At 38.7% G+C, this 24,480-nt stretch carries 24 protein-coding genes and 2 pseudogenes; 8 read left to right on the forward strand and 18 right to left on the reverse strand.

Annotated features, from left to right (window positions below):
• Nucleotides 1-149: pseudogene (locus AC0L6R_RS09050) on the forward strand (sodium:proton antiporter); the annotation flags it as partial.
• Entirely contained in the window at nt 146-745 is a 600-nt protein-coding gene (locus tag AC0L6R_RS09055; protein WP_283412875.1) for a 3'-5' exonuclease, read from the forward strand. The pseudogene AC0L6R_RS09050 and the gene AC0L6R_RS09055, both read left to right, overlap by 4 nt.
• Here the strand turns inward: AC0L6R_RS09055 and AC0L6R_RS09060 are convergent.
• Nucleotides 738-1,364: an IMPACT family protein gene (locus tag AC0L6R_RS09060; RefSeq protein ID WP_473270897.1), complete on the reverse strand. Its 627-nt coding sequence runs from the start codon at nt 1,362-1,364 to the stop codon at nt 738-740. The two genes, AC0L6R_RS09055 and AC0L6R_RS09060, sit on opposite strands and share 8 nt — an antisense overlap.
• Nucleotides 1,365-1,467: 103 nt before the next feature.
• Between AC0L6R_RS09060 and AC0L6R_RS09065 the strand changes: the two genes are divergently transcribed.
• Genes AC0L6R_RS09065 through AC0L6R_RS09075 form a run of 3 tightly spaced genes read left to right on the forward strand, consistent with a single transcriptional unit; the run spans nt 1,468 to nt 3,746 of the window.
• Complete coding sequence (locus tag AC0L6R_RS09065) at nt 1,468-1,893, forward strand: sugar 3,4-ketoisomerase (RefSeq protein WP_473270898.1); 426 nt, start codon at nt 1,468-1,470, stop codon at nt 1,891-1,893.
• Complete coding sequence (locus AC0L6R_RS09070) at nt 1,865-2,803, forward strand: hypothetical protein (RefSeq protein WP_473270899.1); 939 nt, start codon at nt 1,865-1,867, stop codon at nt 2,801-2,803. Before AC0L6R_RS09065 ends, AC0L6R_RS09070 begins: the two co-directional genes overlap by 29 nt.
• Entirely contained in the window at nt 2,796-3,746 is a 951-nt protein-coding gene (locus AC0L6R_RS09075; RefSeq protein ID WP_473270900.1) for a glycosyltransferase, read from the forward strand. The genes AC0L6R_RS09070 and AC0L6R_RS09075 overlap by 8 nt, the downstream gene beginning before the upstream one ends.
• On the opposite strand, the gene AC0L6R_RS09080 is transcribed toward AC0L6R_RS09075, so the two are convergent.
• The 5 genes from AC0L6R_RS09080 to AC0L6R_RS09100 all read right to left on the reverse strand — a co-directional run bounded on the left by AC0L6R_RS09080 (nt 3,747) and on the right by AC0L6R_RS09100 (nt 10,828).
• On the reverse strand, nt 3,747-4,952 hold the full coding sequence (locus AC0L6R_RS09080; protein ID WP_473270901.1) for a M16 family metallopeptidase: 1,206 nt from the start codon (nt 4,950-4,952) through the stop codon (nt 3,747-3,749). It lies immediately after the preceding gene.
• Between the two features lie 68 nt (nt 4,953-5,020).
• On the reverse strand, nt 5,021-6,238 hold the full coding sequence (gene porV / locus AC0L6R_RS09085; protein ID WP_473270902.1) for a type IX secretion system outer membrane channel protein PorV: 1,218 nt from the start codon (nt 6,236-6,238) through the stop codon (nt 5,021-5,023).
• Entirely contained in the window at nt 6,235-9,489 is a 3,255-nt protein-coding gene (porU, locus tag AC0L6R_RS09090; RefSeq protein ID WP_473270903.1) for a type IX secretion system sortase PorU, read from the reverse strand. Before porU ends, porV begins: the two co-directional genes overlap by 4 nt.
• A 1-nt stretch (nt 9,490) precedes the next feature.
• Nucleotides 9,491-10,177: a CDP-diacylglycerol--serine O-phosphatidyltransferase gene (pssA, locus tag AC0L6R_RS09095; protein ID WP_473270904.1), complete on the reverse strand. Its 687-nt coding sequence runs from the start codon at nt 10,175-10,177 to the stop codon at nt 9,491-9,493.
• A 12-nt stretch (nt 10,178-10,189) separates the two neighbouring features.
• Nucleotides 10,190-10,828 carry an MBL fold metallo-hydrolase gene (locus AC0L6R_RS09100; protein WP_473270905.1) on the reverse strand — a complete coding sequence of 213 codons (639 nt, stop codon included), beginning with the start codon at nt 10,826-10,828 and terminating at the stop codon, nt 10,190-10,192.
• Between the two features lie 56 nt (nt 10,829-10,884).
• On the opposite strand from AC0L6R_RS09100, the gene AC0L6R_RS09105 reads away from it, so the two are divergent.
• The 3 genes from AC0L6R_RS09105 to AC0L6R_RS09115 are packed head-to-tail and all read left to right on the forward strand — an operon-like array spanning nt 10,885 to nt 16,148.
• Nucleotides 10,885-11,931, forward strand: coding sequence for an NAD(P)/FAD-dependent oxidoreductase (locus AC0L6R_RS09105; RefSeq protein ID WP_473270906.1), 1,047 nt, complete (start codon nt 10,885-10,887; stop codon nt 11,929-11,931).
• Nucleotides 11,932-11,952: 21 nt separating this feature from the next.
• Nucleotides 11,953-15,252, forward strand: a complete 3,300-nt coding sequence (locus AC0L6R_RS09110; protein ID WP_473270907.1) for a TolB family protein — start codon at nt 11,953-11,955, stop codon at nt 15,250-15,252.
• Between the two features lie 14 nt (nt 15,253-15,266).
• Nucleotides 15,267-16,148: a YicC/YloC family endoribonuclease gene (locus AC0L6R_RS09115; RefSeq protein WP_473270908.1), complete on the forward strand. Its 882-nt coding sequence runs from the start codon at nt 15,267-15,269 to the stop codon at nt 16,146-16,148.
• Between the two features lie 45 nt (nt 16,149-16,193).
• Here AC0L6R_RS09115 and AC0L6R_RS09120 read toward each other — a convergent pair whose 3' ends face one another.
• The 12 genes and pseudogenes from AC0L6R_RS09120 to AC0L6R_RS09175 all read right to left on the reverse strand — a co-directional run.
• Nucleotides 16,194-16,868, reverse strand: a complete 675-nt coding sequence (locus tag AC0L6R_RS09120; RefSeq protein WP_473270909.1) for an energy transducer TonB — start codon at nt 16,866-16,868, stop codon at nt 16,194-16,196.
• A 160-nt stretch (nt 16,869-17,028) separates the two neighbouring features.
• Nucleotides 17,029-17,705, reverse strand: a pseudogene (locus AC0L6R_RS09125) (energy transducer TonB).
• A gap of 70 nt (nt 17,706-17,775) precedes the next feature.
• Nucleotides 17,776-18,144: a VanZ family protein gene (locus tag AC0L6R_RS09130; protein ID WP_473270910.1), complete on the reverse strand. Its 369-nt coding sequence runs from the start codon at nt 18,142-18,144 to the stop codon at nt 17,776-17,778.
• 10 nt (nt 18,145-18,154) lie between these two features.
• A complete protein-coding gene (gene gcvH / locus AC0L6R_RS09135) occupies nt 18,155-18,532 on the reverse strand; it encodes a glycine cleavage system protein GcvH (protein WP_283412859.1) in 378 nt (125 codons plus the stop codon).
• 56 nt (nt 18,533-18,588) lie between these two features.
• Complete coding sequence (gene sov, locus AC0L6R_RS09140) at nt 18,589-20,022, reverse strand: T9SS outer membrane translocon Sov/SprA (RefSeq protein WP_473270911.1); 1,434 nt, start codon at nt 20,020-20,022, stop codon at nt 18,589-18,591.
• Nucleotides 19,943-21,472 (reverse strand): T9SS outer membrane translocon Sov/SprA, encoded by a 1,530-nt coding sequence (gene sov, locus AC0L6R_RS09145; protein ID WP_473270918.1) that lies wholly within the window; start codon nt 21,470-21,472, stop codon nt 19,943-19,945. Before sov (AC0L6R_RS09145) ends, sov (AC0L6R_RS09140) begins: the two co-directional genes overlap by 80 nt.
• Nucleotides 21,473-21,491: 19 nt before the next feature.
• Entirely contained in the window at nt 21,492-21,614 is a 123-nt protein-coding gene (locus AC0L6R_RS09150; RefSeq protein ID WP_473270912.1) for a hypothetical protein, read from the reverse strand.
• Complete coding sequence (locus AC0L6R_RS09155; protein WP_473270913.1) at nt 21,607-22,242, reverse strand: hypothetical protein; 636 nt, start codon at nt 22,240-22,242, stop codon at nt 21,607-21,609. Before AC0L6R_RS09155 ends, AC0L6R_RS09150 begins: the two co-directional genes overlap by 8 nt.
• The gene (locus AC0L6R_RS09160) at nt 22,175-22,579 is read right to left on the reverse strand and encodes a hypothetical protein (protein WP_473270914.1); all 405 of its coding nucleotides are present in this window, start codon (nt 22,577-22,579) and stop codon (nt 22,175-22,177) included. The genes AC0L6R_RS09155 and AC0L6R_RS09160 overlap by 68 nt, the downstream gene beginning before the upstream one ends.
• Nucleotides 22,580-22,623: 44 nt before the next feature.
• Entirely contained in the window at nt 22,624-23,490 is an 867-nt protein-coding gene (gene sov / locus AC0L6R_RS09165) for a T9SS outer membrane translocon Sov/SprA (protein ID WP_473270915.1), read from the reverse strand.
• Nucleotides 23,491-24,019: 529 nt separating this feature from the next.
• Nucleotides 24,020-24,184 carry a hypothetical protein gene (locus AC0L6R_RS09170; protein ID WP_473270916.1) on the reverse strand — a complete coding sequence of 55 codons (165 nt, stop codon included), beginning with the start codon at nt 24,182-24,184 and terminating at the stop codon, nt 24,020-24,022.
• 49 nt (nt 24,185-24,233) lie between these two features.
• Nucleotides 24,234-24,480, reverse strand: a 247-nt coding sequence (locus AC0L6R_RS09175) for a hypothetical protein (RefSeq protein ID WP_473270917.1), incomplete at its 5' end; no start/stop codon positions are given.

The raw sequence follows: 24,480 nt of genomic DNA on the forward strand, positions 1-24,480 counted from the left end.
GCACCTTAGGAGTTGCTACATTAACGTATGCTCCCTATTGTTTTTTTAATATTATAAGTCCTTTTATGACCATTCTATATGGCTATTTCAAAATAGGAATCACCTATTATGATGAAGTAGAAGAAGTAGAAGAAGAAAAGTTGGTATGATTCCATTAAAAATTACAAAAGAAGAGGTAAATAACCTTCCACTAGGACAGTTTGAGGGTGAGATGTTTTTAATCGATAAACTTGAAGATGTAGAGGAAGTCGCAGAATTTCTGGTTCAGCAACGCGTCCTCGGCTTTGATACAGAGACAAAACCAGCTTTTAAAAAGGGAGTAACAAATCAGGTTTCCTTATTGCAATTGTCAACCTCTACTCAAGCTTTTCTTTTTAGATTGAATGAAATAGGCTTTCCAGATTCTATTCGGAATATTCTGGAAAAAGAAAGTATTGTGAAAGTGGGAGCGGCTGTTCACGACGATATCAAAGGCTTAGCCAAATTGACAGATTCATTTTATGCAAACTCATTTTTTGACCTAAACGATGAGTTGAAAAGAGTTGGATTTATCAATATAGGAGTGAGAAATCTTTGTGCGATGGTATTAGGGATCCGCATTTCCAAGTCTGAACAAGTTTCTAACTGGGAGGCAGAAAAGTTGACTGTTAAGCAGCAGCGCTATGCCGCCACAGATGCCTGGGGATGTTTAGAAATATTCAAAAAGCTCAAAGCTGAAGGGTATTTAGACGAGTTGTTTAAATAACGGTTAACTCCAAATCTTTTATTTCCTCAAGTGAACTAATAATCAGCTCTTCTAATCCTTTTCTGAATTCTAACTTCATTTCGCAGCCTAGGGTCATTTCTTGAGATAGAATTTGAAGGTCATGGATTTTGATGAGTTTCATCACATCATTCATCACGGGGTAGGGGAATTGAATGGAGACGGAAATTTTTACTCGCTCTTCGATAATTTCATTTGCTTCTATCGCTAAAGCAGCGGAGGTTTTATAGGCCTGAATTAATCCTCCCATTCCCAGTTTTGTTCCGCCAAAATAGCGAACCACTACGATTAGAATGTTAGTCAAATTACTTGATCTGATTTGTCCCAAAATGGGATCTCCGGCAGAATGATTAGGCTCTCCATCATCATTTGCTCTAAATTGATCTGCATCTTTACCCAGAGCCCAGGCAAAGCAATGATGCCGAGCGTCATAGTACTTTTTTCTTAGCTCTGCTAGGTGAGTTTTGATTTCTTCTTCATTTTTAACCGGAAATGAAAAATAGAAAAACTTACTACTTCTATCCTTGTAAAGCCCTTCACTGCTTCTGCGCACGGTAAAAAATGTATCTTCGAATGTTGACTCGTCTCCGAGGTCTGACATGGATTTCATTAAGTTGATGTGCAGCGAATTTAGAAAATTAACAACTAGGTAACAGGTTATCCATTCGAATTAACTTACTTTTATCGGGAGGAAAAAAAGTAAAATGCCTGAATCTGTTACCGCAAAATCGCCTTATCTTTTCACTTTGCCAGGGAACTCCAAGGAAACTGGAAGTCTTTCCTTTTGGGAGAATTTGGATCTCTTTCCTGAAGGGATTCAGCGATGTTTTTGGATATACGGAGTGCAGGAAGGGGAGAGCCGAGGCAATCACGCTCATTGGCAAGAATCACAGGTAATTGTAGCAGTGGCAGGAAAGATATTTCTGGACATTCAGTCGGTAAAAGGCGAGGTCTTTAAGTTCGAACTTAGCTCCCCGGAACAAGCTGTTTATATTCCTCCCTTACATTGGTTAGTTGCCAGATTTACATCCAACTCGGTATTACTTGGTATGTCAGATCAGGCTTTTTCAGAAGATGATTACATCAGAGACCTAGACTATTTTGGAAAGCTTCAAAAAGGGGACAAGTGATTTTCACGAACTAAGGGTTGTTTCCTCTTTGAAAGAGGAAAAAGACTTTTTCTTAGGTAATACCCTAATTGGTGACTGTCAGGACCAACTTGATTTTATCTGGGAGAAAAAGAAAAAGACAAAAGCGCTAATCACTTTTGCAATCACTAAAACAGGTGAAGCAATTTCAATTCCCAAATCACCCTTTGGCGGTTTTTGGATAGTAGATAGCCTTAGTTCAGCCTCATTGGAATCTTTTATCTTGGCTGTTGTTGAGGATTTGAGCCATAGAGGAGTAAAGTCAATAACTATATCCCAAGCCCCAAAACCTTACGAGCCTCAGACTGATTTGATAAATTATCTTTTAGGTAAGTGTGGTTTTGAGCAAGCAAAAGTGCTTAGTCAACATTTTTTTATTGGGAAAAAGAAAATTAAAAAACAGACTCAAAAAGAATCTTCCAAGATTCAATCCAATCGAAAAAATGCAGACATTAAAGTCAGTCACTCGTCGATTTCCAACTTTGGGTTTTTAAAATACATCAAATCTTGGAACACTCAGAAAGGCTATGAGGTAACACTTGATGAAAACAGAATTGTGCAGCAAGTGTCTGAATATCCAAATCGATATTTTCTGATCACGTTAAGCAAAAATGGCCAAGCAATTGGCTATTCGCTGAGTGTAAAACTTACCGGAAATTCCTTGTATTATTTTTTGTCAGCGATCAATCCTCAAATTCCCGTGAAGAATGGAGGTGATTTGATACTAAATGAGCTTTTTCAGCTTGCTGTAGAGCAAAAAGTAGAGTTTGTAGACCTAGGTTCTTCAGATCTTGATGAAGAGGTCAATCATAAGTTGATGTTTTTTAAATCGCGCTTTTCAAATGATATAAGCAATAAAATCACCTGGGTGAAAACGATAAAGAATGTATAGGACTGATCAGGTTACAGTGATATGTATTGCTTTCAACCATGAAAAGTGGATTGAGAAGGCTTTGGTCAGTGTGCTCCTTCAAGATTATCAGCCGAAGGAATTGATTGTAGTGGATAATGGAAGTACTGATCAGACACCAGTCATAATTAGGGAATGGGTAACGAGTAATTCTGAGCAAATTCAAGTTACAGCAATATATAAGCATGAATCTATTCCTTATTGCAAGCTTTTTAATGAAGTTTTGAATCAGGTTGAAAGCCAGTTTGTAATTGACCTATCTGGAGATGATTTTTTGTATTCAAATCATCTTTCGGCCTCTATAGACAAATTAAAGTTGGTCCCGTCAGCCGCATTTGTATTTTCTGATGCTAAGATTTTAGATGAAAATGGAAAAGAAACTTCCTTTTATAGTCTTAAGGATTATAGAGAATTAGAAAAGTTAACGCTAGAGAATAAAATGTATGAAACTCTTATCTGTAAAAGTTATATCTCAGCTCCAACGGTAGTTTTTAATGCAGAAATTCTTAAAAAAGCTGGTGGCTATGATTCTGAGCTTTCTTATGAAGATTTTGATATTCAACTACGATTAACTAGAGGTTTTCCTGTCCTATTTTCAGATCACATAGGCGTTCTAAAAAGAAAGCATGAGAATTCGCTATCTGCTAGACAATATCAACGCTACCATTCCAAAATGCTTCCGAGTACACTCCGTGTTTGTGAGAAGATCAAGAAAATGAATAAAAATGCGGAAGAGGATGAGGCGTTGAAGGCTAGGTTGTTGTATGAGCTAAAGCATGCGCTGTGGTCGGCGAATTTTGGATCCGCAAGAGGTTTTGCAAAACTTGCAGCTGAAATGAATTGTAAGGGGTTTGAATTTAGCTTATATAGACTGTGGATTTGGACTGGGTTAGATATCTCGTGGTTGTATATTAGGCTAACCTAATCAGCCGACTACCACTTCTATATAGGGTGTATTGCTAAAGTATTTTTTTCCTACATTCTTTATTTCTTCCGAAGTAAATTTCTTTAAAAATGCCAATTTCCGAGCATAATAATCGAAATCCATTCCTGAGTGATGAACAGCCTTGAATCTATCAATTAAGTCAAATGAAGTACTGAATTGCTTCAACATTTGTCCGATTAGATAGTTTCGAACCACTTCTAATTCCTGCCCATTGACTCCATCTTCAGTCAATTTTTTGATTTCGTGGTAAATCTCTTCAATCACATCTAAATAAAACTCTTTTTGAACATCGGCTGATATTACCCAATAATGAGCATCTCCAATTTCGGCTAATGATGAAAAAATGCCATAGGTATGACCTTTGTCCTCTCGTATATTTTTAACTAATCGGGAGCCGAAATACCCTCCTAAAATAGTGTTGAACACCGAGAGGGCAATGAAGTCAGGGTGCGTTTGGGGGATAGACCAATTTCCTATGCGAATACTGCTTTGTACAGACTTATCTCTTGGTTCTGTTACTGCCATTAAGGTGTTAATACTTGGCAAAAGTACGGATTCCACTACTTCCCGGTTTGGTAGGCCTCCTAGTAGTTTGCAGAGGCTCTCAAGTTCCTTTGAATCAAAATCCCCTGTAACAAAAATTTCTAAATCTTGCCATAACATATCGTTGTAGTAAGAAACCAAAAGATCTCTAGTGATGCTTTCAACATGGCTTTCGTTAACTTCAACACCATAGGGGTGATTAGCTCCAAAAAGGCATTTTCTGAATAATTGACTTGCTCTCGAAGCTGTTTTCTCCTTTTCTAATTTGATGCTGAGTTTTCTCTGAGACTGGCGTTTTTCCAGCATATCCTGCGGGAAAGTTGCCTCCATGAACAAGGATAAGAACTCTTTTAAAACAACGTTGAGATGTTTTTTGGTGGACAATAGACCCAAACCTTCATGAGAATAAGTTTGAATTGGGTGGACTTCAGAAGCATAAAAATCAAAAAACTCAGCTATTGCACCCGCGCTTTTAGTTTTTGTGCCTTCCTGTAACATCTGAAGAGTGAATGAGGAAACAAGGGTTTGCTCAAGCGGAAGTGATGCTCGCTGACCTTTGCAGAGTACATCAATTTTAGTTGCCTCCAAGCCTGGAGTGGGTACAAAAAAGAACTTAGCACCATTGGAAAGTTTAAGTTCCAAAGGGGGCAATAGTTCAAAATCCTCTGGAACGTTAAAATCCGGAGCCTTTGACCTGTCTAATAACATTATTAATTGGGGATATTATACATCAAAGAGAATCGTAATGTCTCTGCGAGTGGGTGATTTTGTTGTTGGGGTACCAGGTATGAAAAGTCAAATCCAAGCCTTTTTAAGTCGAAACCTACACCCATTGTGAAGTATTTTCTGCCGCCTTTATTTGGATTCTCATAAAAATATCCAGTACGTAATGCAAATTTATCGTCGTAGTTATATTCAACTCCAAAAGAAATCGTAATCTCCTGCATTTCTTCAGAAAATCCCCCTGGAGCATCTGCAAATGAGCCAAACATGCCTGAAATAAGCGGACGATTTGGGTCTTTACCGTTTCCAGGTTCTATGATAAGATTTCCGTTTTCATCTGTTTCCAAGGTCCCGTCTTCATTGGTAGCATAGATTGGTGGTGTAGGAACCAAAAGTTTATTGAGATCTAACGCAAAAGTCAAAGTATTCACAGCGTCAAGGTCTATGGAATAAGCAGTTCCTACTTTCAAGTTGGTAGGAATGTAATCTAAATCATCAGCGGAATTATAGGTGATTTTAGGGCCAATATTTGTGATGCTAAGTCCCCAAGAGAAGTTTGCGTCTTTAGCTCCAGCGAAAATTGGTTTAGAATAATAAAGGCCAACATCTGTTCCGACGCTAATACCTGGTTTAGCTTCATTTCCGCCTACTGAAGAGATATTACCAGAAAGATTTGAGTAGATAAATCGAGCTGAAATACCTAAACCTAGGTAAGAAGAAAGCTTTCTAGAATAGGTTCCACCAATTGCAATATCTCTTGGGTTAAACTCACCCAATGGATTACCTCGTCCATCAGTCAATTGTATCTCACCCATATTGAAGTAACGTAAGTCAAATCCAAATGCTGAAACCTCATCAATTCTAAAATATCCGGTCAAGTAACTTAAAGACATGTCATTGACAAGTTTTCCAAGCCATGGCGAATAGGAAAGTGAAAAGCCCATTTGATCTTCTACAAAAGCAAGTTGGCCTGCATTCCAATGAGCTGAACTAGCATCCGGCGATAGGGCTACACCAGCATCCCCCATTCCAGAATGTCTAGAGTCTGGAGCAAAATTCAAAAAAGGAACAGCCGTAGTTATCACTCTTCGATCAGGATCCTGACCAGAAATGATAGTGCTGTTCTGTGCATACACAGATAAAGTAGCCAGGGTAAAAACTGCAATAAGTAGGTTTTTCCTTTTATTAGTGGCTATTTTTTTCATTGAATTAATATTTGTCCGCTTACTGAATCTACAGAATTATCAAGTTCTGATTGTAGCGTTAGTTTGTAAATATAAGTTCCTTTTGCTGGATATTTGGTTTGGTTTTGGAAAAAAAACCAAACCAAACCATCTAGTTTAGCATTGGCCTTGACTAACCGTTCACTTTCTATAAATAGTGTCTTGCCATCCGTTTGGAAAACGGCAAGGGTAAGAATTAAATTTTCACCCGGTTGATTATGTTCTAGCTCAAAGTGACTTTGAACTACAGTAGGGTTGGGATAAGTTTTGTGACTAAGTATTCTTAATTTATCACTTCCCTCTACAATAATCTCCTGATTCAATACACTCCCGTTTCCTAAGTTATCCCATGCGCGGATAGTTACCAAATTCTTTCCTTCTTTTAACCCTTCCAATACAAACGTCACTTTACCGAATTTGTATGTGTCATTTTCTGAGGTGAAATATCTATTTAATAGTTCGGGGTCATCATCATTTATTTGAACTGTTAGATTTTCAGATGGTAGAAAACCTGAAATATTTATACCACTGGAGTCTGAGAAAGTTGCTTCCATTTTTATTGTTTTGGAAGGGAATATATAAGGCGATTCTACTTTTCCTCCAAAAGTAGCTGCTATAATTGGCCCTTCTGTATCCAAAGGCGGATTGCTTGTAATACCTCCAATCAATATTTGGCTAAATCCAAAAGCCTCCCAGTTTTGATTCGAACTTTCTCCAAAAATTTGGACTTTTCCTTCTCCAAATTCTAAATCTATATTTTTAGGGATAATCATAGTACCATTGATTATTCCAGCTACTATTTTACCCTTGCCTTTGAAAATCAAATTTTCTGATACTTCAAAATCTATCGGATTATTCTCGTCACCCAAGGTTTTTTCCGTGCTAGGTTTGTCATGCAATTCAATCGTGTATTCACCTTCAAACGAAGTAGAAATACCGCCTGTATTTGGATTAATTACTTCTGCTTCAAAAGCTACTTCATGAAGAGCGGAAAGTGTGTCTAGAATAGTTTGATTTTGGGGGTTTTTAAAAGAAGTAAACTCAATTCGAAACTCTGGACTAGCCAGTTTCATACTTGGATCGGCTAAAAGGCTAAAATTTCTGTTTAGCGATCCATTTAAACTTTTGTTTTTAGTATTTCTAAATATGCTCCCCAGATCTTGATAGTGCTCATTTTCCAGTTTAAAAACCTCCTTAAAAAAGGCGGCATTTAATGAAAAGTTCACACTACTAAATACGGGTCTGCCTGTGGTCAAAAGTCCAATAGCACCTTTATTCGCAAAAGTCAAAAGTTCCTCAGCGGCAGATCTCAAGAAGGGACTATCATGCCTTCCAAATTCGCAGGTGGCTGTAACCCATAATGCCAGTTTTTCCTGTTTTGCCCAGTTTGAAATATCCGATGTTAGAAATACTTCTTCAGCAGTTAAAGTAGTTTCATTGCCATGACCAATGAAATTGAGGAGCAAAGTTCCTTTTTCGAGGGTTTCTTCTAAGGCGATTTTTGCCTGAGAAGAAGACTGTCTTTCTCCTGTTTTCTCCTGCTCAAATCGGTCTAGATATAATTTCTGTCTTCTGAAGTCTTGGTGATTATCTTTTAAATAGGATGCATGCGCCTCTGAGTCTCGTAAGTGGATATTGTTATCGCCATCGTCTGCGAAGAAGGTAACTGTTTTTTTCCAGTCCCCCGCGATTGGATTACTTTCGTAATTGATGATTTTATCTACTACGATTTTGGCTTCTTGCGCATTGATTACTGGTAATCTTCCAATACCAATTTGCATAAGTTCGTCTCCTTCCTTGGTTTCTTCCCATTTTCCTTGACCAAATTCAATGAGTGAGAAATAATCGTCAGAGCTAAATGTGGATAGAGGATCCAAACTATTCCTGCTGGTGTAGATAGGAACTAGGTTAGGTCTACCACCCAAAATCCCTTTGTAGTCAAATGTTCCTTTTCCTAAAATCAGGACATTTTGGAGTTTACCACCTTGGTGATAATGCCAGGCTATAAAATTTCGAATGGCATTTAAATCAGGATTACCATAGCCGAATGAATCGTAGATTTCATCTAGGAAGGCTACTTCCGTGTATACACCCATTCCAAGTTTATGGAGGCTCAGTTTATTGGCTGAATTACTCAGGATTTTAGGAGCGATTATAAGAAGATCTGGCCACGCGGATTGGGTTCGAAGAGTAGTTTTAGCCGGTTCTATATCTGAGATGACTTTTACTATATTTTCATCAAAGACAATTAATTTCTGTCCAGTAACTATACTTCCAGTACTCAAATCAATTGCTTTAGGATTATAAAAATCTCCAACCTCCCAGACTGATAAGCCAGCCAAGCCTGACAGTGAAATTGTAGACTCTTGATTCATAGAATAAACCCCTTCATCCAAAGAATCACTTGAGTTTGGAACTCCAATTCCTATGTATTCAAAATAACCCGCATCATTTGAACTGGAGGCCTGGAAAGAAACTCTCAATCTCTCCACCTTTCGGTCCAAAGGTGAAAAACTCTCATTTACCCATACTTCTTCTCCCTTAATTGCGTAGGTGTTGGAAGGGATTCCCGCAAGTGAATTCTCAGAGATAATCAAATCATCTACAGCTAAACTGATCTGTGAAGCCGAACTCGAACTCCCCATCAATTTGGCAGATAGCTTCCATTCGGCATTAGAATTTGATTGCAATGGAAAAGAATATCCACGAGTTATTCCAGGTGCAATCGCTCGAGAGTACCATGTTCTACCAGAGTTCAGAATATTGTTTTCATCTTCTTTGAGCCAATTCCATTGGTAAAGAATAGTTGGATTTAGCGTGCCTGATTTTCCGGGAATTGTCGCTATTCTTTTTGGCTTAGGTGTTGTTCCGATGAGAAAACTTATCGAATCAGAAAATGTATTGTGTAGATATTCAATTCCTTCCTCAATGTGAGCGTAACTATGGGGAGATGGAAGATAGAAGTACAGATGATCATCTTTTTCCAATAAAGGTATTTCTTGCAATGTTAAATTTTCAGGCTTTAATAGTTGTGGTAACATACCCGGGTAACCATAAATGGCTATTTCGCTCAGGGAATTGGCTCCTAAACTTTGAGCCTGAGTTGCACTTAGTCTGTAAATACCTTCCTCGGCAACTTTGAATTTGTAAAATGAATTTTGACCAAAAGCCAATCCAGTCAACAAAATGTTGATAATCAGAGTGAATAGTAGCTTGTGGCAAGTGCAGAACATTCTAGCGAGAAGCGTTTTCTACTACTGACAATCCTAAATAGGCTAAAATCACAATAGGTATGCCCGCCAATCCAAAGATTAAAATCATGGATGCCCCAATAGCTAAAAGCGCGTATCTGAACTTGTTTTGGGTTAGGGAATATGATTTGAATTTCAAAGCTATCAGGGGAAGCTCCAAAAGAAGAAGTATTGAAAAGACCCATGCTATTCCTATAAGGAACAATGGCGAAGTAAGCCAAGTACCAACTTTTGGCCATTGAATTGCAAAATATGGCAAAGTGCTTATAAACAATGCATTAGCTGGAGTAGGTAGACCAATGAATTTATCAGTTTGCCTAGTGTCTAGGTTGAACTTTGCCAATCGAAGTGCTGAGAACAAGGGTACGATCAACGTCACGTATGGAAGCCATTCAATCGATGTGCTGACTTTAGTCATTTGAAAAAGAATTGCCCCTGGAAGAACCCCAAATGAAATCAAGTCAGCTAGTGAGTCAAGTTGTTTTCCTAATTCTCCTTGAACGTGTAATAGCCTTGCAGCAAAACCATCAAAAAAATCGAAAACTGCTGCTAGAATAATAAAATAGGCCCCTGAAACGATATTTCCATTAATCACCCAAATAATCCCTATTACTCCGGACAGTAAATTGAGAAGTGTTATTGTATTTGGGATATGAGATTTAATTTTCAAGGTCTTGCATTTTTACCCACGAATGGGTTGTGAGTTTTTTCGAATCCAATGGTTGTCTCTGGACCATGCCCTGGAATAGATCACTGTTTCGTCCGGAAGGGAGAATAGTTCGGATTTTATTTTGCTCAATAATAATTCATGATTTCCTCCAGGTAGGTCTGTTCTTCCAATGCTACCTCTAAATAACGTATCGCCTGCAATGCATTGATTAGAGGCTTTATGGTAAAAAACCACATGACCTGGTGCATGACCCGGCACAAAGATGATTTTCAGAACCTCATCGCCAACTTTAATTTCATCTCCTTCTACGAGAAACCCATCGGCTTGGCTACTTTCATAGCCTACAAATCCATAATTCGGTGCATAAACTTCCACGGCTTTTAAAACAGAAGCTTCTTCTCTATGAATAAAGAGATCGACCCCAAATGTTTTTTTTGCCCACGCGTTACCCAAGACATGATCCACGTGGCAATGCGTATTTAAAAGTTGGGTAATTCGAATCTTTTTCTCAGTCACAAAATCAAGCAGTTCTTTTCGCTCAGCTAAATCAAAACACCCTGGGTCTATTAATGTTCCATTGCCTTTTTCATCATAAAGCAAATAGGTGTTTTCTTGAAAAGGGTTGAAGGTAAAAGACTTAATATATAGCATGGGAAATGTATGTGAGAATTGAGACAAAATAAGGAATTAAACCTTTATTTTGGGTTATGAAAATTGATTTTTTGCTCATTGGACAAGGACTTGCAGGAACAGCACTTGCCTATAGACTGAAGCAAGCTGGTAAGAAAATTAAGATAATTGATCAGCCTGGAGCTAATAATTCCAGTAGAGTTGCTGCGGGGCTTTTCAATCCAGTAACCGGAAGAAAAATGGTCAAAACCTGGAAAGCAGATTTGCTATTTCCCAGAATCAAACCCTTTTATCGGGAATTGGAAGAAATTACTGGCCACAAGTTCCTTATTGAAAAAGCAATTTACCGGCCTTTTTTGAGTATAGAGGAGCAAAATGAGTGGATGGGGCACAGTGCTGACCCAGCTTTTGAGGCTTATCTGGAAAAGATATATCAAGAAAGTCAATCAGAATATTTGAAAGATCCTTATGGCGGGGTGATGCTTCGCAATTCAGGTTGGCTGAATATCAATAATCTACTTGATGCAATGTCTACGTATTTTAGAGAGGAATTAATTTTAGAAACATTTAATGAGTCTATACTCTTGCAGGATGGAGGGTTTTGGGTTTATCGGGATATCGAAGCAAAAGCCGTTGTTTATTGCAATGGGCTTGGTGCGATGGGCTCCCGGTTTTTCAGTTTTCTTCCTTTTGCCCCAGTCAAAGGAGAAATTTTGGAAGTGAAGCAAGAGTTTTCGCCGAATTATGTTGTTAATAGAGGCGTTTTTAGGGTTCATCTAGGTAATAATATACATCGTGTAGGCTCTACTTATACTAAACATGATTTGGACGTAGGGCCGACAAATGAAGCTAAAGGAGAACTTCTGGGTAAATTGAAGGAGTTGGTCAAGATGCCTGTGGATGAAATTACCAGCCATAAGACAGGAATTAGGCCAGCAACTAGGGATAGAAAACCATTTTTGGGAAAACATCCTAACGAGGTAGGCGTTTACATATTCAATGGATTTGGAGCCAAAGGAGTGTCACTAATTCCCTATTTTAGTGATATAATGGCTGACCACCTTCTAAATGATAAGGCAATTGACCACGAAGTGGACATAGCTCGGTATTTTAATTATATTTAAAGACATCTTTCAGCAAATAGAATGCGATATCACCTTTTCCGAATTTTAGTTTTTGCTGGGTTATGGTTGAATTCATTTATTGCCCTGGCCCAATTTGATCAGGAGCGTTTTGGGAAAAACAGAATTCAGCACCAGCAGTTTGAATGGTATTTTTATTCCTCAAATAACTTTGAGGTATATTACTATGATCGAGGTGGCGCTAATGCCAAAATGGCCATTGATTTTCTGGAAAGTGAGTTTAATCGCCTGACTCAGATGATTGGCTATGTGGCATATACCAAGCCAAAAATCTATATTTACAATTCTCCAGAGGAGCTTTTGCAAAGCAACATCAACTTGAACAAGGAGGAATATAGTGAGCAAGGACAAACGAACTTCAATAGACTGCTAGCGGAAGTAGCTTACAAAGGAGAGGTTGATGAATTTAAGGATGATTTGCTCTATGGCACTGTAAAGGTTATTATCGAAGAGATGCTTTATGGTTCATCAGTCTCTGATGCTTTCCAATCCAACCTGACCAATAGCTTCCCAGAGTGGTATGTAGATGGGGTAGCTCTATATTTAGCTAAAGGCTGGAGTCGTGAGATGGATGACTTTGTGAGACATTATTTTGAGGAAGAAGAAACTCCAAAAATCCTCAAATTGAAAGAAAAAGAAGCTGCTTTGGTGGGCCAATCAGTGTGGAATTATATAGCAGAAAGATATGGAAGAAGGTATGTTTCCAGTATTCTTAATCTTTCGAGAATAAATAGAAACGAGGAAAACAGTATAGCCAACACGGTAGGGTTAAATTATAAAACGTTCACCGAAGATTGGAAAAAGTACTACTTGGATATAAACAAGCAGGTTTCGTCGACTTTCAAAGACCCTAATAGAAGCGCTGCAGTAGCTGAAACATCCCCAAGATTTATAGGGGCGATCAATGATATAAAGTTTAGCCCTGACGGATTGAACTTGGCTTATGTGATCAATAATGGAGGGAAATATAAGGTTCAAATAAGAGAGATAAGCTCTGGTCGCGAACAGACAATTTTCGCTGGAGGAACATCCCTTCAAGATCAGGAAGCAAATTTCACTTCCCCAATAATAGCTTGGAGAGATTCCGCAAATATTGCAATTGCATCTTTCAAAAGAGGTTTTACTACACTTAGATTGAGATCAATTGATGGCTCCAATCAGGATAAGATTTTCTTAAGAAATATCACTCAGATCCTAAGCCTTGATTTCAATAGCACAGGGAAGAACATGGTGCTTTCAGCCATTTCTAATGGGAAATCTGATATTTATACCTTAAATACCAGAGGTGCTGGCAAAAGGTTAACCAATGATTCCTTTGATGAATTAACACCTGTGTTTTTGAATGATTCAACTATAATTTATTCCTCCAATGCGACCAGTTTGCCGGATTCGTTAATGGGGAAAAACCTCGAGTTATCATCCTTGCCAGATTATTATAATCTTTACATGGTACAGGTCACCGACACGGTAATCACTAAGCAGCTTACTAACTCCAATAGTAAAAATATTAGACCAAGGAAAATTAATAGTAATGCTATCGTTTACTTAAGCGATTTAAGTGGAATCAATAACCTGATGCGCATGAGTATAGGAAATCAGGTGTCTAATCAGATTTCTGCGTTCAATAAGAGTATTGAAGCCTTCGATATAAACAGTAGAATGAATAGGATGGCTTATTCTGTCCGAGATGGGAGGGAGAGTTTTCTAGTAGTTGAAGGGTTCTCTAGTTCTGATCAGTTTACTCCGAGTACTCCAAGAATACAGCTCGAACAAGCTAAGAGTCTTAATGAAAGAATGGCAGCGAGAAGATTATTAGAGGAAAAGCAAGCCAGTGAAAATCAATCGATAAATCCGCAGCAAGACAGTAAACAATCAATGCAACCTGCGATCAAGCTGGATACCATACCGAAGAATTCTACCTCTTCAATTGATCTTAAGCGCTTAAATTTTGAGTCTAAAAATGGTATCAATACTGATAATTATAGCTTTGATACTTTACCAACTAACCTTGGCACCCAGCCAGTAGTTGCTGGTGCTTCAGAGTCTAAAACGAATTTGTTAGAATCGTTTAGGAAAGAAAGTCTAAGAAAAAGAGTGACTGGACCTAGGCAAATGGAGCCTCAGTTTTTTATAAATAGTATCAATACCCGTTTTGTGGTAGATCCTTTAAGAGGGTTTGGAATTGGAATGACTGGTAAAATGACTGATTTACTTGATAACCATGTGTTCCAAGGTGGGGTAATGACCACGCTTGATTTCAGGTCTGGTGGTGATATATTCTTTGAATATGAGTATTTGAAAAGCAGGGTAGACTTTAAAGGAAGATTTGATCGTAGGACAATCAGGGTTTCTGAAGGTGATATTACTATTCAGAAATATGTGTTGACTAAAGCGGAACTGGGTTTTTCTTACCCTTTAAATGCAAATGCAAGAGTCTCTTTATCACCTTTCGTAGCCAAAACACAGTATTTCAATCTTAATCCAGATTCCTTAATTATCAGTCAAAGTCCCGAGCAGAATAGACTAGATGTAAATTATTTAGGAGGAAAAGCGGAATTCGTTTATGATCGTACCCAGCCATTAGGATTGTATTCTCAACGAGGTTTTAAAGGTAAAATAGGCTATACTCAATATCAATCCTTTAATAATAAGGACCGCTCCTTTGGGAATTTCTATCTTGATTTGAGAGAATACAGAGCTATTCACAAGAACATTGTTATTGCAGCAAGACTTTATGCAGGGTCCTTTATGGGAAATAATCCGCAAACTTATATGCTTGGAGGAATGGATAATTGGCTGTTTAATGACTTTTATCGCCCACCTTCCAATCGTCCAGAGTCTTCTCCCATCAGAAACCCTACCGGTGTAGAAAATTCTAATATCCTTTTCGCTGATTTTGTAGATTTGAGAGGATATGATTATGATGAAATTCGCGGTAGAAACATGGTCACTTTCACTGCTGAATTAAGAATACCTGTATTCTCGTATTTGACTAGGGGAAACATCACTTCGAATTTCATTCGTAATTTCCAGCTGATTGGGTTCTATGACATAGGCTCAGCTTGGAATGATGCAGCACCATGGGAGCGTGTGAATGATCAAAACACCGAAGTAATTAACACAGAAGGATCCCCTTTTACGATTACCCTAAATAACTTCAATAATCCTTGGCTTCAGAGCTACGGGGCCGGATTAAGAACAGTTTTACTCAACTACTATGTTAAATTTGACGTAGCGAGACCAATTAGAAATTATGAAGCCGAAGATTTAAAGTTCTATGTAACTTTGGGCTTCAATTTCTAACAACAAACTTTATTATGATCAAATCAATGACCGGCTTCGGAAACGCCGGATTTGAAGATGAGCGAATGGTGATCCAAGTAGAAGTTCGCTCGCTCAATTCAAAATTTTTGGATCTTTCAATCCGCAGTCCAAGACAGTTTAATGATAAAGAGCTAGAAATTAGAAATCTGGTTCAATCTATTTTGGACAGAGGTAAAGTGAGTATTTCGATTGATTTTCAATCCAAAGGATCGGCAGAAATGCCAGTGAGTATTAATGAGGATTTGTTTAACCTCTTTTATCAAAAATATAAGGGGCTTGCAGAAAGTGTAAATGATGATTCTCAAGACATTTTCAAGCTTGCTCTTCAGTCTCCAACCGTAATCACTCAGATAACAGGTGAGCAACGAGATGATCAAGCGGATTGGGAGGAAATAAAAAAAGTCCTGATTACAGCATTAAATAAATGTGATTCATTTCGTCAGGATGAAGGCAACTCTCTGGAAGAAAAGCTTCAGAGCAATATTAAAGCAATAGGCGCTGGATTATCAATCATTCAGGAAAATGAAGGTAACCGCAAGGCTAGAATCAAGCAAAAGATTAGAAATCATTTTAACGAATGGCTAGACGAAAATTCTTTTGATGCCAACAGGTTTGAGCAAGAACTGATTTATTATTTTGAAAAGCTAGACATTACAGAAGAAATCGTTCGTTTGGACACACACTTGAAATATTTTGCCAAGTGCCTTACTGAAGAAACAAATCAAGGTAAAAAACTTGGATTTATTTCGCAGGAAATTGGAAGAGAGATCAATACCATCGGGTCAAAGGCAAATGACGCTGAAATGCAAAAACATGTGATTCTAATGAAAGATGAACTCGAAAAAATTAAAGAACAATCTTTGAATGTATTATAAGAAAAAAGGGGCTTAGAGCCCCTTTTTCTTGCATGAGTATTTTGTCTAATTAAGTCTAAATCTAATAGGCATAGTCATTCTAGATCGTACCACTCTTCCACCTATCCTGCCAGGTGTCCAGTTAGGGGAGTTTTCAATAACTTCCTTAGCTATTTCATCACAACCGCCACCGATTGTTCGAACTAGCTCTATGTCCTGTATTGATCCATCTGTGTTTACCACAAAGCGTACGATAACCATACCCTGTATATTCATTCTTTTGGCTTGAGCTGGATATTTCAAGTTTTTGTTGAGGTAGGTATACCAAGCCTCCATACCTCCATTAAACATTGGTTGAACATCCACAAAGTTTTCGATGACATCTACGTCTTCTGTATTTGGCGGATCAGATAGTTCTACTTCAGGAATGTTTGTGTGTTCATTTGTAAATATATCCAATTTAAGATCTTTGATATTATCTATCTTAATCTCGTCAGAGATAGTATTTACCTCAATAGGAGCAGGAGGAGGAGGTGGTGGTGGAGGGTTTTGGATTGTTTGTGGGATATCAATTTCATCCCAATCATCTTTCATTGCATCAAATGTTTTGATTATTCCCTGATCCTTGGCCTTCCATTCAAAAGCTACCAATACTGCTCCTAGACTAATTGCAAGGCCTAGATTAAATAAAGTTCCTGACCATCTTCTGAGGTCCAACTTTGGATTTTTTTTGTTTTCCATGAGTGTATTATTAGAGGTTAGAAAAAAACTACTCTAATAAATTACACTACATAACTTGTTGATACTAATCCTCTAACACTATTTAACTAAGCTAAAAGTTGTTAAGGATAGAGCAAAAAAAAAGACCCGATTTCTCGGGTCTCTACTTATTACTTAAGGATTAGCTTAATTTAAATCTAATCGGTAGTCTCATACGAGTACGTACTGGGCGACCACGTTGCTTACCTGGAGTCCATTTAGGTGCTGCACTTACTACTTTTACGGCTTCTTCGTCGCATCCTCCACCGATTCCTCTCAAAACTTCAACATCTTGAATTGAACCATCAGTGTTTACAACGAAAACCACAATTACAGTACCTTCTGTACCCATTCTCCTAGCTTGAGTAGGGTATTTTAGATTTTTGGATAGGTATTGATTCCATCCTGCCATTCCCCTGGAGGCTCAGGCTGAGTTTCTACCACATCAAAGATTTGATCTACTTTTTCCTCTACTGGAGCTTCAGCGATCACTACCTCTTTAATTACAGTAGTTTCCTTCACATCTACATCGAAGTTAACTTCAATTTTTTCTTCGATTTCTACCTCATCAGGAATCTCTTCGATGATAGGCTGCTCTACTGGTGGTGGCGGTGGTGGTGGTGGCTGCTCTGTGATTGGAATATCTAGCAATTCTTCGAAGTTATCAGTTACTTGACCTAGGTCTTTCAATGAACCATCGTCAAATGACTTCCATTCGAAGGCAGCAAGGGTAGCACCTACAGCTACTGCCAAACCTAAGTTCAGGAACATTCCTGACTTTCTGGTTAAATCAGCGCTGGGAGTTTTTTTTGCTTCCATTATACGTTTGGTTTATTAAGGTTAAATTTTTGTTCTTTTTCAGACTAACAATTGTAATAATTAATAGGCACTATTCCAAGCCAATCTTGGTGGTAGGAATCTTAAAATATGCTAATAAACCTGCTAACCCACCTATTTCGTTGACAATCATGTCCATATAATCGAACGATCGGAACGGGATATACAGTTGAGCACATTCTAAAACTATTCCAGCGGCTACACCGAAAATCAAATAGTTTGTTAATACTCTTCCTTGTAAGCCAGTAACTATAGATCGTTTAATACCAACACCACACCAAAGAAAGCTGAGCAGACCAAAGCAAACAAAATGAACCAACTTATCCTCAGCTTGAAATGAAGGTTCTGGAAAGTTGTTTCCTGGAGTAAGCATAGCTACTGCTATGACTATTAGCCAAACTAAAGCAATTCCTAATCTCAAACCAGATGACTTATTCTCCAACTAACTCAGCATATGCTGATGCGGATAATAAATCAGCAGGAAGCTCACCCGTTATTTTCACTTTGATCATCCATCCTTGTTCGTATGGAGACTCATTCACTAGTTCTGGAGCATCTTCCAATTCTGGATTTACTTCCAAAATTTCACCTGCCACTGGCATGAATAAATCTGAAACTGTCTTAACAGCTTCTACGGAGCCAAAAACCTCATTGGTGTCCAATGTATCGCCCAATGTTTCAACTTCTACATACACAATGTCACCTAGTTCACCAGCGGCAAATTCAGTGATTCCAATAGTTGCAACATCACCATCAATTTTAACCCACTCGTGGTCTTTGGTGTACTTTAGTTCTTGAGGAAAATCCATTTTTTAAATAGTTAATATGGGAGTCAAAATTAATAGGAATCGGTCAAGGATAAAATCTATTGGCCTAAATTAAATCGAAGTTGTCCGCCAAATGCTGTAGAAGTTCGCTTGTAGGCGGTAGTTACTCTAGGGTCGTTGATAGTTCTATCAAAATATAGGGTGAGATTTAGATTTTGGTTGATCAAATAGGAAATTGTTGGTCTGATAGAAATGTTCAAATTCCCACTTGTCACCGTACTTCCTTCTTCGATTTTTCTCTGAATCTGTGTTGTGCTTACCACTTTTGAATCTAATTTGAATTGAACATCATTTTTCAATACAGATTGCCTTCCTTGAAATTTGAAAGGAATTTTCAATCCTGCCTTGGTATAGCCTAGGGTCAATCCAAAGTCATTACTTTTCTGTTCAGTCACTTGGGAGTTGGAGAAGTTCAAACCTAATGTGCGTTCCTTATTATAATTTACTGCAATATTTAACCTGTCTTTGGTTAACAGATCTAATCCAACTAAAGGTGCAAAGCGCTCAGTTAAAACGACCTGATTTAATACATAAATTGGAATATACTGTCCCTCATCATTCACTTCCGTTGGTCTTGGAATATTTTGAAGTGTATTGTAAAGCTCAAGTCCTTGTTGATATTGGAGCGAATTTGAGAAATTGCTGGCATCATAAGTAGAAGTATACATGTGTGTGATATTTATACTGCTGAAGATATCGCTCAACCCTTTCAGCCTAGAAAGTCCCCGATAATCCAATCGCCAGTTAGGAAGCGGCGTTTTTGGAAATGGATTCATGTTGGATTCAGATGCATCTTTTCCTCTATAGGCAGCCAAGAAGGCAGGTATTAATACATCTTGGCCATTGATGGAATACTCACCACCGCCTCCGGCTGTTTCTAGCCTGTTTTTAATAATTTCTCTATTTTTCTCAAACTCTGTGAACAACGGTGAAACATTATCAAAACCATCTTTACTAAAGCTGGTGCCTATCATAATTGTAGTTATGCTGTACGCGCCGAGTCGATTGGGGCTTATTGACTCATAGACTCCAGGGTTATCCATAGAATTTCTGAATATTTCCTGGTAATCACCTACCTCTCGCTTTGTGGCATTTAGGGTGATTTTAAAGTCTTGGAATGGTTCTATGATACTACCAAACTTCATATTTACGACACTACTTTGCCTGAAAGTCTGAGTTAGTTCACTGCTTGGGGCCATGATTCCCGCTTGTGCAAATTCATTTCGAATAGTTGGATCTTGACTACCAAACAGGAATGCTAATCCAGGATTGTCAAATGCACGGTCCATTCCTAAAAGTCCGGTATTTGGCATATCACCAGGTAGGAAAGTGCCCTCGATTTTCCCGTAATTAAAGGTGACCTCCTTTACCATCATAAGCGTTTTCAGCAGCCTATTTGTGAATGGAGTTCCAATGGTATCTTCTGCCGTGGGTTTCATTCCTGCCAGGAATACTCGGTCGTTTAGGCGCATTTAGCGCAGCTAGTTTTTTGTTTTTATTATAAAGTCTTATGAGATCAAATTTACCATTAAGTGTTTGGTCCCTTGTATTTTGGATGGAATTTCCTAAGGTGTCTTTCTGCCCTATGGCCCCAGTCAGCCAAGTATAAGTTGTAATGTATTTATAATCAGCTTTGATCCAGTCGGTAAATGGAATTTTGTCAAGCGGTAAAGTGTAGTTGAGATTTATACTGTGGTTATAGTTTGTACGTCTGCCAAATCTCCATGCATTGTATCTAACTGAATCAGATTTCTGTTCTGTATCCAAATCTCCTTGAGGTTCGTCTACCACTGCCATTACACTACCTGTATAATCAACACGAAGATTTTTGGTTAAATCCCAATTCAGCGAATAGAACCTATTCATGAAAAAGCTTTTCTGGAAAAGAGGGTCTACCCCAGAAGTGTTCAGCTGATCATTTCTGTACTGCGAACGCAAATGCTTACGGTCAATGTCTAATCTGGCTAAGATTAGGGTAGGGGATAAATTTAAATTGAAGTCCTTGATTAATTGTAAATATTTAGAATCTAAGAATCCAGCGTTTTTAAATGGCTCAAAAGTTAAAGCTTTGGGTTGGAAGCTGTAAGTGACGTTGCCACGATATGTTTTGTAAGTATAGTCCTGAATCTGTGCATTGGTTTGGTTCATTATGCCAAATGCATATGAAAAAGATAAATTGCTCAAATCGTAAAAATGATTTTCTGAATCTGGGTTAGATTTTAGTTTTCTAACATTATTGAAACTGATGTTTTTCCGGTTGATTTGGTCTAGCGCAATTTTTCGATAGGCTTCTTTTTGGTCCTGCGTTTCAAATTTTTGCAATGCTACTTCAAAAGGAACATCTGGATTCAAAGGATCATACTCTGGTTTGGTCGTACTATTTTCTATGGAGAAATACATAGGAATACTTACTCCTATTGCCTCTGGTAAAAGTTTATGAATATCCACATTAGTTGAGATATCATACTGAGTAGTCGCCTGTCTAGCACGTTGAGATAATCTAGTTTCCAGACCACCAAAACCTATTGAGTTGTGCCGAATAGATCCTGTCACTACAGCCACGTCAGCGATTTTTACATTCATTAGTGCATTTGCAGCCCAGCCATTGGATTTGGTTGCACCTGTAACTCTAAGCTCATTGGCCCAGATACAAATACTACGGCTTCCTCCGCCATTTGTGCCAGGGTTTCTAACTCCAATCATAGAGGATTGTGATTGATTCAACTCTGGCCGTCCTACCACTGTTACAGTATACCTTCCGACTTGTTGGGAGAAAGGTATATTTAGAGGCACGTGCTGATTATCACGGGCTACTTTTACCCCTACAATTGCCTGAATTGCAATATCAATTTCGTTTTCTGCTGGCCAAATAAGTTCAGGGTCTCTGGTCCCTTTTGGAGTAATAACAAGAGGTACTTCTATCTCGTAATAGTTATCTGTATTATCTGTTACCTAGCCGCAGGAATGCTGTGATTTCTCCGTCCATGGCATCTTCGCTGTCAGCGTGAAGGAACATTTTTATTCGCTCAAACTGTACCAAATCCAAGGTTACGTTTTTAAACACTGCTCGTGCATCTCTCGGCTCCAAGGTCCTCCACACAAACTCGAAGTGATTGTTCGTTCAGTCTTCTTTCTACCGTGGAAGTGTTGTCGCGGTCTCTGTAGATTCCAGGAGGTAGCACATAAGGGCTTTCTGTAGAACTTCCCTGACTATTTTCCTCTATGCCGACGACGTCTACTGTCACATTCGAATTGTCAGGTTCAGGTATTTCAAAAAGACCCCTTTCGAAGAGTGATTCCTGAAAAACTCTCCACTGACTACCGACCATTCGGAAGTTAGCCATACGAAGTACTACAGGTTGCTCAAAATCTGTCAAATAGGTCCTGAACCAACGTATAGATTTGAAACCAGTTATATCGCCTTCAACGCGGTCTGGTTGGCGGACAGGAATACGGAATAAGTACCAGTCTACAGATTCACCATTGACATTGGCAGTGGTTTTATCAACAATATTGTTTTGGCCTACTACCAAGCTTCCAGGTTTGAGATCCATCTCATCAGAGTAATAGTTCTCCAGTTCGTTGATAGTATTATCCGTATTAAGGTCCTCATTGTCCGGCGTGTTAGATCCGGAAGGAGTGTAGGGGAGGTTTTGGTTGGCAGATACTGGCGTGTTTACCTTCCATGCCATTAAATTTCTTATAGCGTTCTAGAATCTTGGTCTCATTTTGATCAAAAGATTCATCAAGGTAATATTCGAATAAATCCCCGGAGACATCCTGCAAAATTTCGTTTCTGGCGTTCGCAGATACATTTAGGCGGTTTAGGAATCTGCTACGGAAAAAATCTGCTTCATCTTCATTTTTCAAACCATCCAAACCAACATCTTGATTTTGTCGGGAGGTCTCGCGGGTTCTCAAAAGCAGGAAGTAGGTATTGCTCACGAGTGATTCTCCCCATTCATTTTGGCCTGTTTCAGCTGGATCTCCATCCGCTGGAAGCCCCATTTTCAAATGCATGTCGGCCATCTTTCAAGATGTCTTCAGAGATATCTCCTAAATTGATAAAAAGCTTACCGCCTGTGGTATTGTTTTGATTGAATTTTTCCGTCCAACACTCTACCATTTTCTCCCTCTATAAATGGATCTGAAAGCCAGAATTCTATGTATTCTATGTTTGTTCGGTCAAAATCAACTTCAGTAGTGATCGCTCTAGTTACTCCACCAAAATTCTTCTTTGGATCTGGAAGTAGTCCATCTTGAGTGAGGTTTGTATTGTAATTATACATACCACGTTCACTAGGGAAGTAGGCTAATTCAAATAGAGGCTCAGGTGTTACAATTACATCTCGATCTTGCTGAGGGAATATTTCTTGGGGGAGAACGCGTCTTACATAATGATTTCTCCGATCTTCCCGAGTAATGTTGGAGGGGATACCAGGCCCACTTTCTCGATAGAAAATATTATCAATATTGTACCAAGCGACTCTGGCTCGTCTGTAGGCAGCACCAAGGTTGTCTTCTGTTTGATTACTCAAATCAAATCTATTGTCAAATGTCTGTGGTACAGATGATAATTTCCAATTTTGATTTGCAGCCCCGCCAAGATTATAAGGTGTAATCGCTGCCTCAAAATCATCTATGTATGATGCCTGCTCACCATTCACACGATTGGAAGTTCCCGGGATAAGATGGGCAAATTCCCCACTTATATTTACCAAAGATGTTTCTTTGGTGTCTGTAAATGGTAGTGCATCCGCCATTTTGGTAAGCCAGCGGGATTCGTCACTGAAATTCCCATCCAAACCCCATAGGCTATTTCTTAAAGTCTCACTTCCTGTAGCTATCCGTGTAACGTTCGGTCTTTCGTTTAGGTAAAGGAATGTGCCTCCTAAGTTAAATTTGTCGCTGAATAAGTAGTCGAGGCGGGTTCCAAGCAAGCTTCGGTGTTTGGAATGACACTAAATCAGCTTTCTCAAAACTGACATTGATCTGTTTGCCTGATTGAAGTATTGCATCATTGATAATCACAAGTCTTCCAACATTGTAATCAATAGTGTAATCTACCCCTTCAGTTAGTGGGATGTTTCCTGCCTGGACTATCACAGATTCAGGTGAAATGTTAAGTCCGGGAAGCTGAATCTCACTTGCGAGAACCGGCCGTCAATCGGCCTTTGATAAAGTATTTGTTTAGCCGTAGTTGACGAGCTCCGCATCTGCTTGAGTAGTTTTGTATAGCGTATCATATACATATTTCTCTTTTCAGAACTACCTCCCCTGGCTGGAAATACTTTTCAAGATTAAGACCCGAAAGGCTCCAAGACTGGAAATACCAAAAGCCCTCGATTGGTTAGAATGGTGAGACCCTCGACAAAGTCAAAATTCCCATCCGGGGCAGGGTCATTTTGTCATTCAGATTGTCGAGTCCAGTTAAACGAATTAGTGGTTTGTCCTTAACGTCTGCTCCTTCTAATAGTAGGGGTTGTCAAGTCCAGTTCTATCGTCTCTATAAATTACCTGTAGCTGAAAACCATCACGTGTGATTTGATTGGCATTCAAGTTATAGACATTCTTCATCATGAGATCCCAAGTTGGGACACGCGTATTGATTCTCGCAGGTCGAAGCAATTTCATGAAAATCAGTTCATCTTCTTGCCTGGTTTGATAGTCCTCTGTAGCTCTCCTACTTTATACACTTGACCATTGTAGGTGTATTCGTAAGAAACAGCCAATACTTCATCATTTTGAATCTTATGAAAAGTGATAAATACCCAAGCTGAGGATTGAAAAAATACTCTGTAGGGTCTAATTTCCGTGCACCATTTATTTGTTCAAAATCGACGCCTTTTCTTAATCCTAAGCTATTTTCTATAGCACGAGATCCTGTGTCAAAGGGGCGAAAAGCTGCGATTTCTCGAAATACTTGAATC

It is taken from the genome of Algoriphagus sp. 10J20-15, assembly GCF_055809615.1.

What these genes read in the sequence shown, in the direction of transcription:
- AC0L6R_RS09055 (WP_283412875.1), top strand. Translation starts at nt 146, where the DNA reads ATGATTCCATTAAAAATTACAAAAGAAGAGGTAAATAACCTTCCACTA.
- AC0L6R_RS09060 (WP_473270897.1), bottom strand. Translation starts at nt 1,364, where the DNA reads ATGTCAGACCTCGGAGACGAGTCAACATTCGAAGATACATTTTTTACC.
- AC0L6R_RS09065 (WP_473270898.1), top strand. Translation starts at nt 1,468, where the DNA reads ATGCCTGAATCTGTTACCGCAAAATCGCCTTATCTTTTCACTTTGCCA.
- AC0L6R_RS09075 (WP_473270900.1), top strand. Translation starts at nt 2,796, where the DNA reads ATGTATAGGACTGATCAGGTTACAGTGATATGTATTGCTTTCAACCAT.
- porV (WP_473270902.1), bottom strand. Translation starts at nt 6,238, where the DNA reads ATGAAAAAAATAGCCACTAATAAAAGGAAAAACCTACTTATTGCAGTT.
- porU (WP_473270903.1), bottom strand. Translation starts at nt 9,489, where the DNA reads ATGTTCTGCACTTGCCACAAGCTACTATTCACTCTGATTATCAACATT.
- AC0L6R_RS09100 (WP_473270905.1), bottom strand. Translation starts at nt 10,828, where the DNA reads ATGCTATATATTAAGTCTTTTACCTTCAACCCTTTTCAAGAAAACACC.
- AC0L6R_RS09105 (WP_473270906.1), top strand. Translation starts at nt 10,885, where the DNA reads ATGAAAATTGATTTTTTGCTCATTGGACAAGGACTTGCAGGAACAGCA.
- AC0L6R_RS09110 (WP_473270907.1), top strand. Translation starts at nt 11,953, where the DNA reads ATGCGATATCACCTTTTCCGAATTTTAGTTTTTGCTGGGTTATGGTTG.
- AC0L6R_RS09115 (WP_473270908.1), top strand. Translation starts at nt 15,267, where the DNA reads ATGATCAAATCAATGACCGGCTTCGGAAACGCCGGATTTGAAGATGAG.
- AC0L6R_RS09120 (WP_473270909.1), bottom strand. Translation starts at nt 16,868, where the DNA reads ATGGAAAACAAAAAAAATCCAAAGTTGGACCTCAGAAGATGGTCAGGA.
- gcvH (WP_283412859.1), bottom strand. Translation starts at nt 18,532, where the DNA reads ATGGATTTTCCTCAAGAACTAAAGTACACCAAAGACCACGAGTGGGTT.
- sov (WP_473270911.1), bottom strand. Translation starts at nt 20,022, where the DNA reads ATGCGCCTAAACGACCGAGTATTCCTGGCAGGAATGAAACCCACGGCA.
- AC0L6R_RS09155 (WP_473270913.1), bottom strand. Translation starts at nt 22,242, where the DNA reads ATGGCATGGAAGGTAAACACGCCAGTATCTGCCAACCAAAACCTCCCC.
- AC0L6R_RS09160 (WP_473270914.1), bottom strand. Translation starts at nt 22,579, where the DNA reads ATGGCCGACATGCATTTGAAAATGGGGCTTCCAGCGGATGGAGATCCA.
- AC0L6R_RS09170 (WP_473270916.1), bottom strand. Translation starts at nt 24,184, where the DNA reads ATGAAATTGCTTCGACCTGCGAGAATCAATACGCGTGTCCCAACTTGG.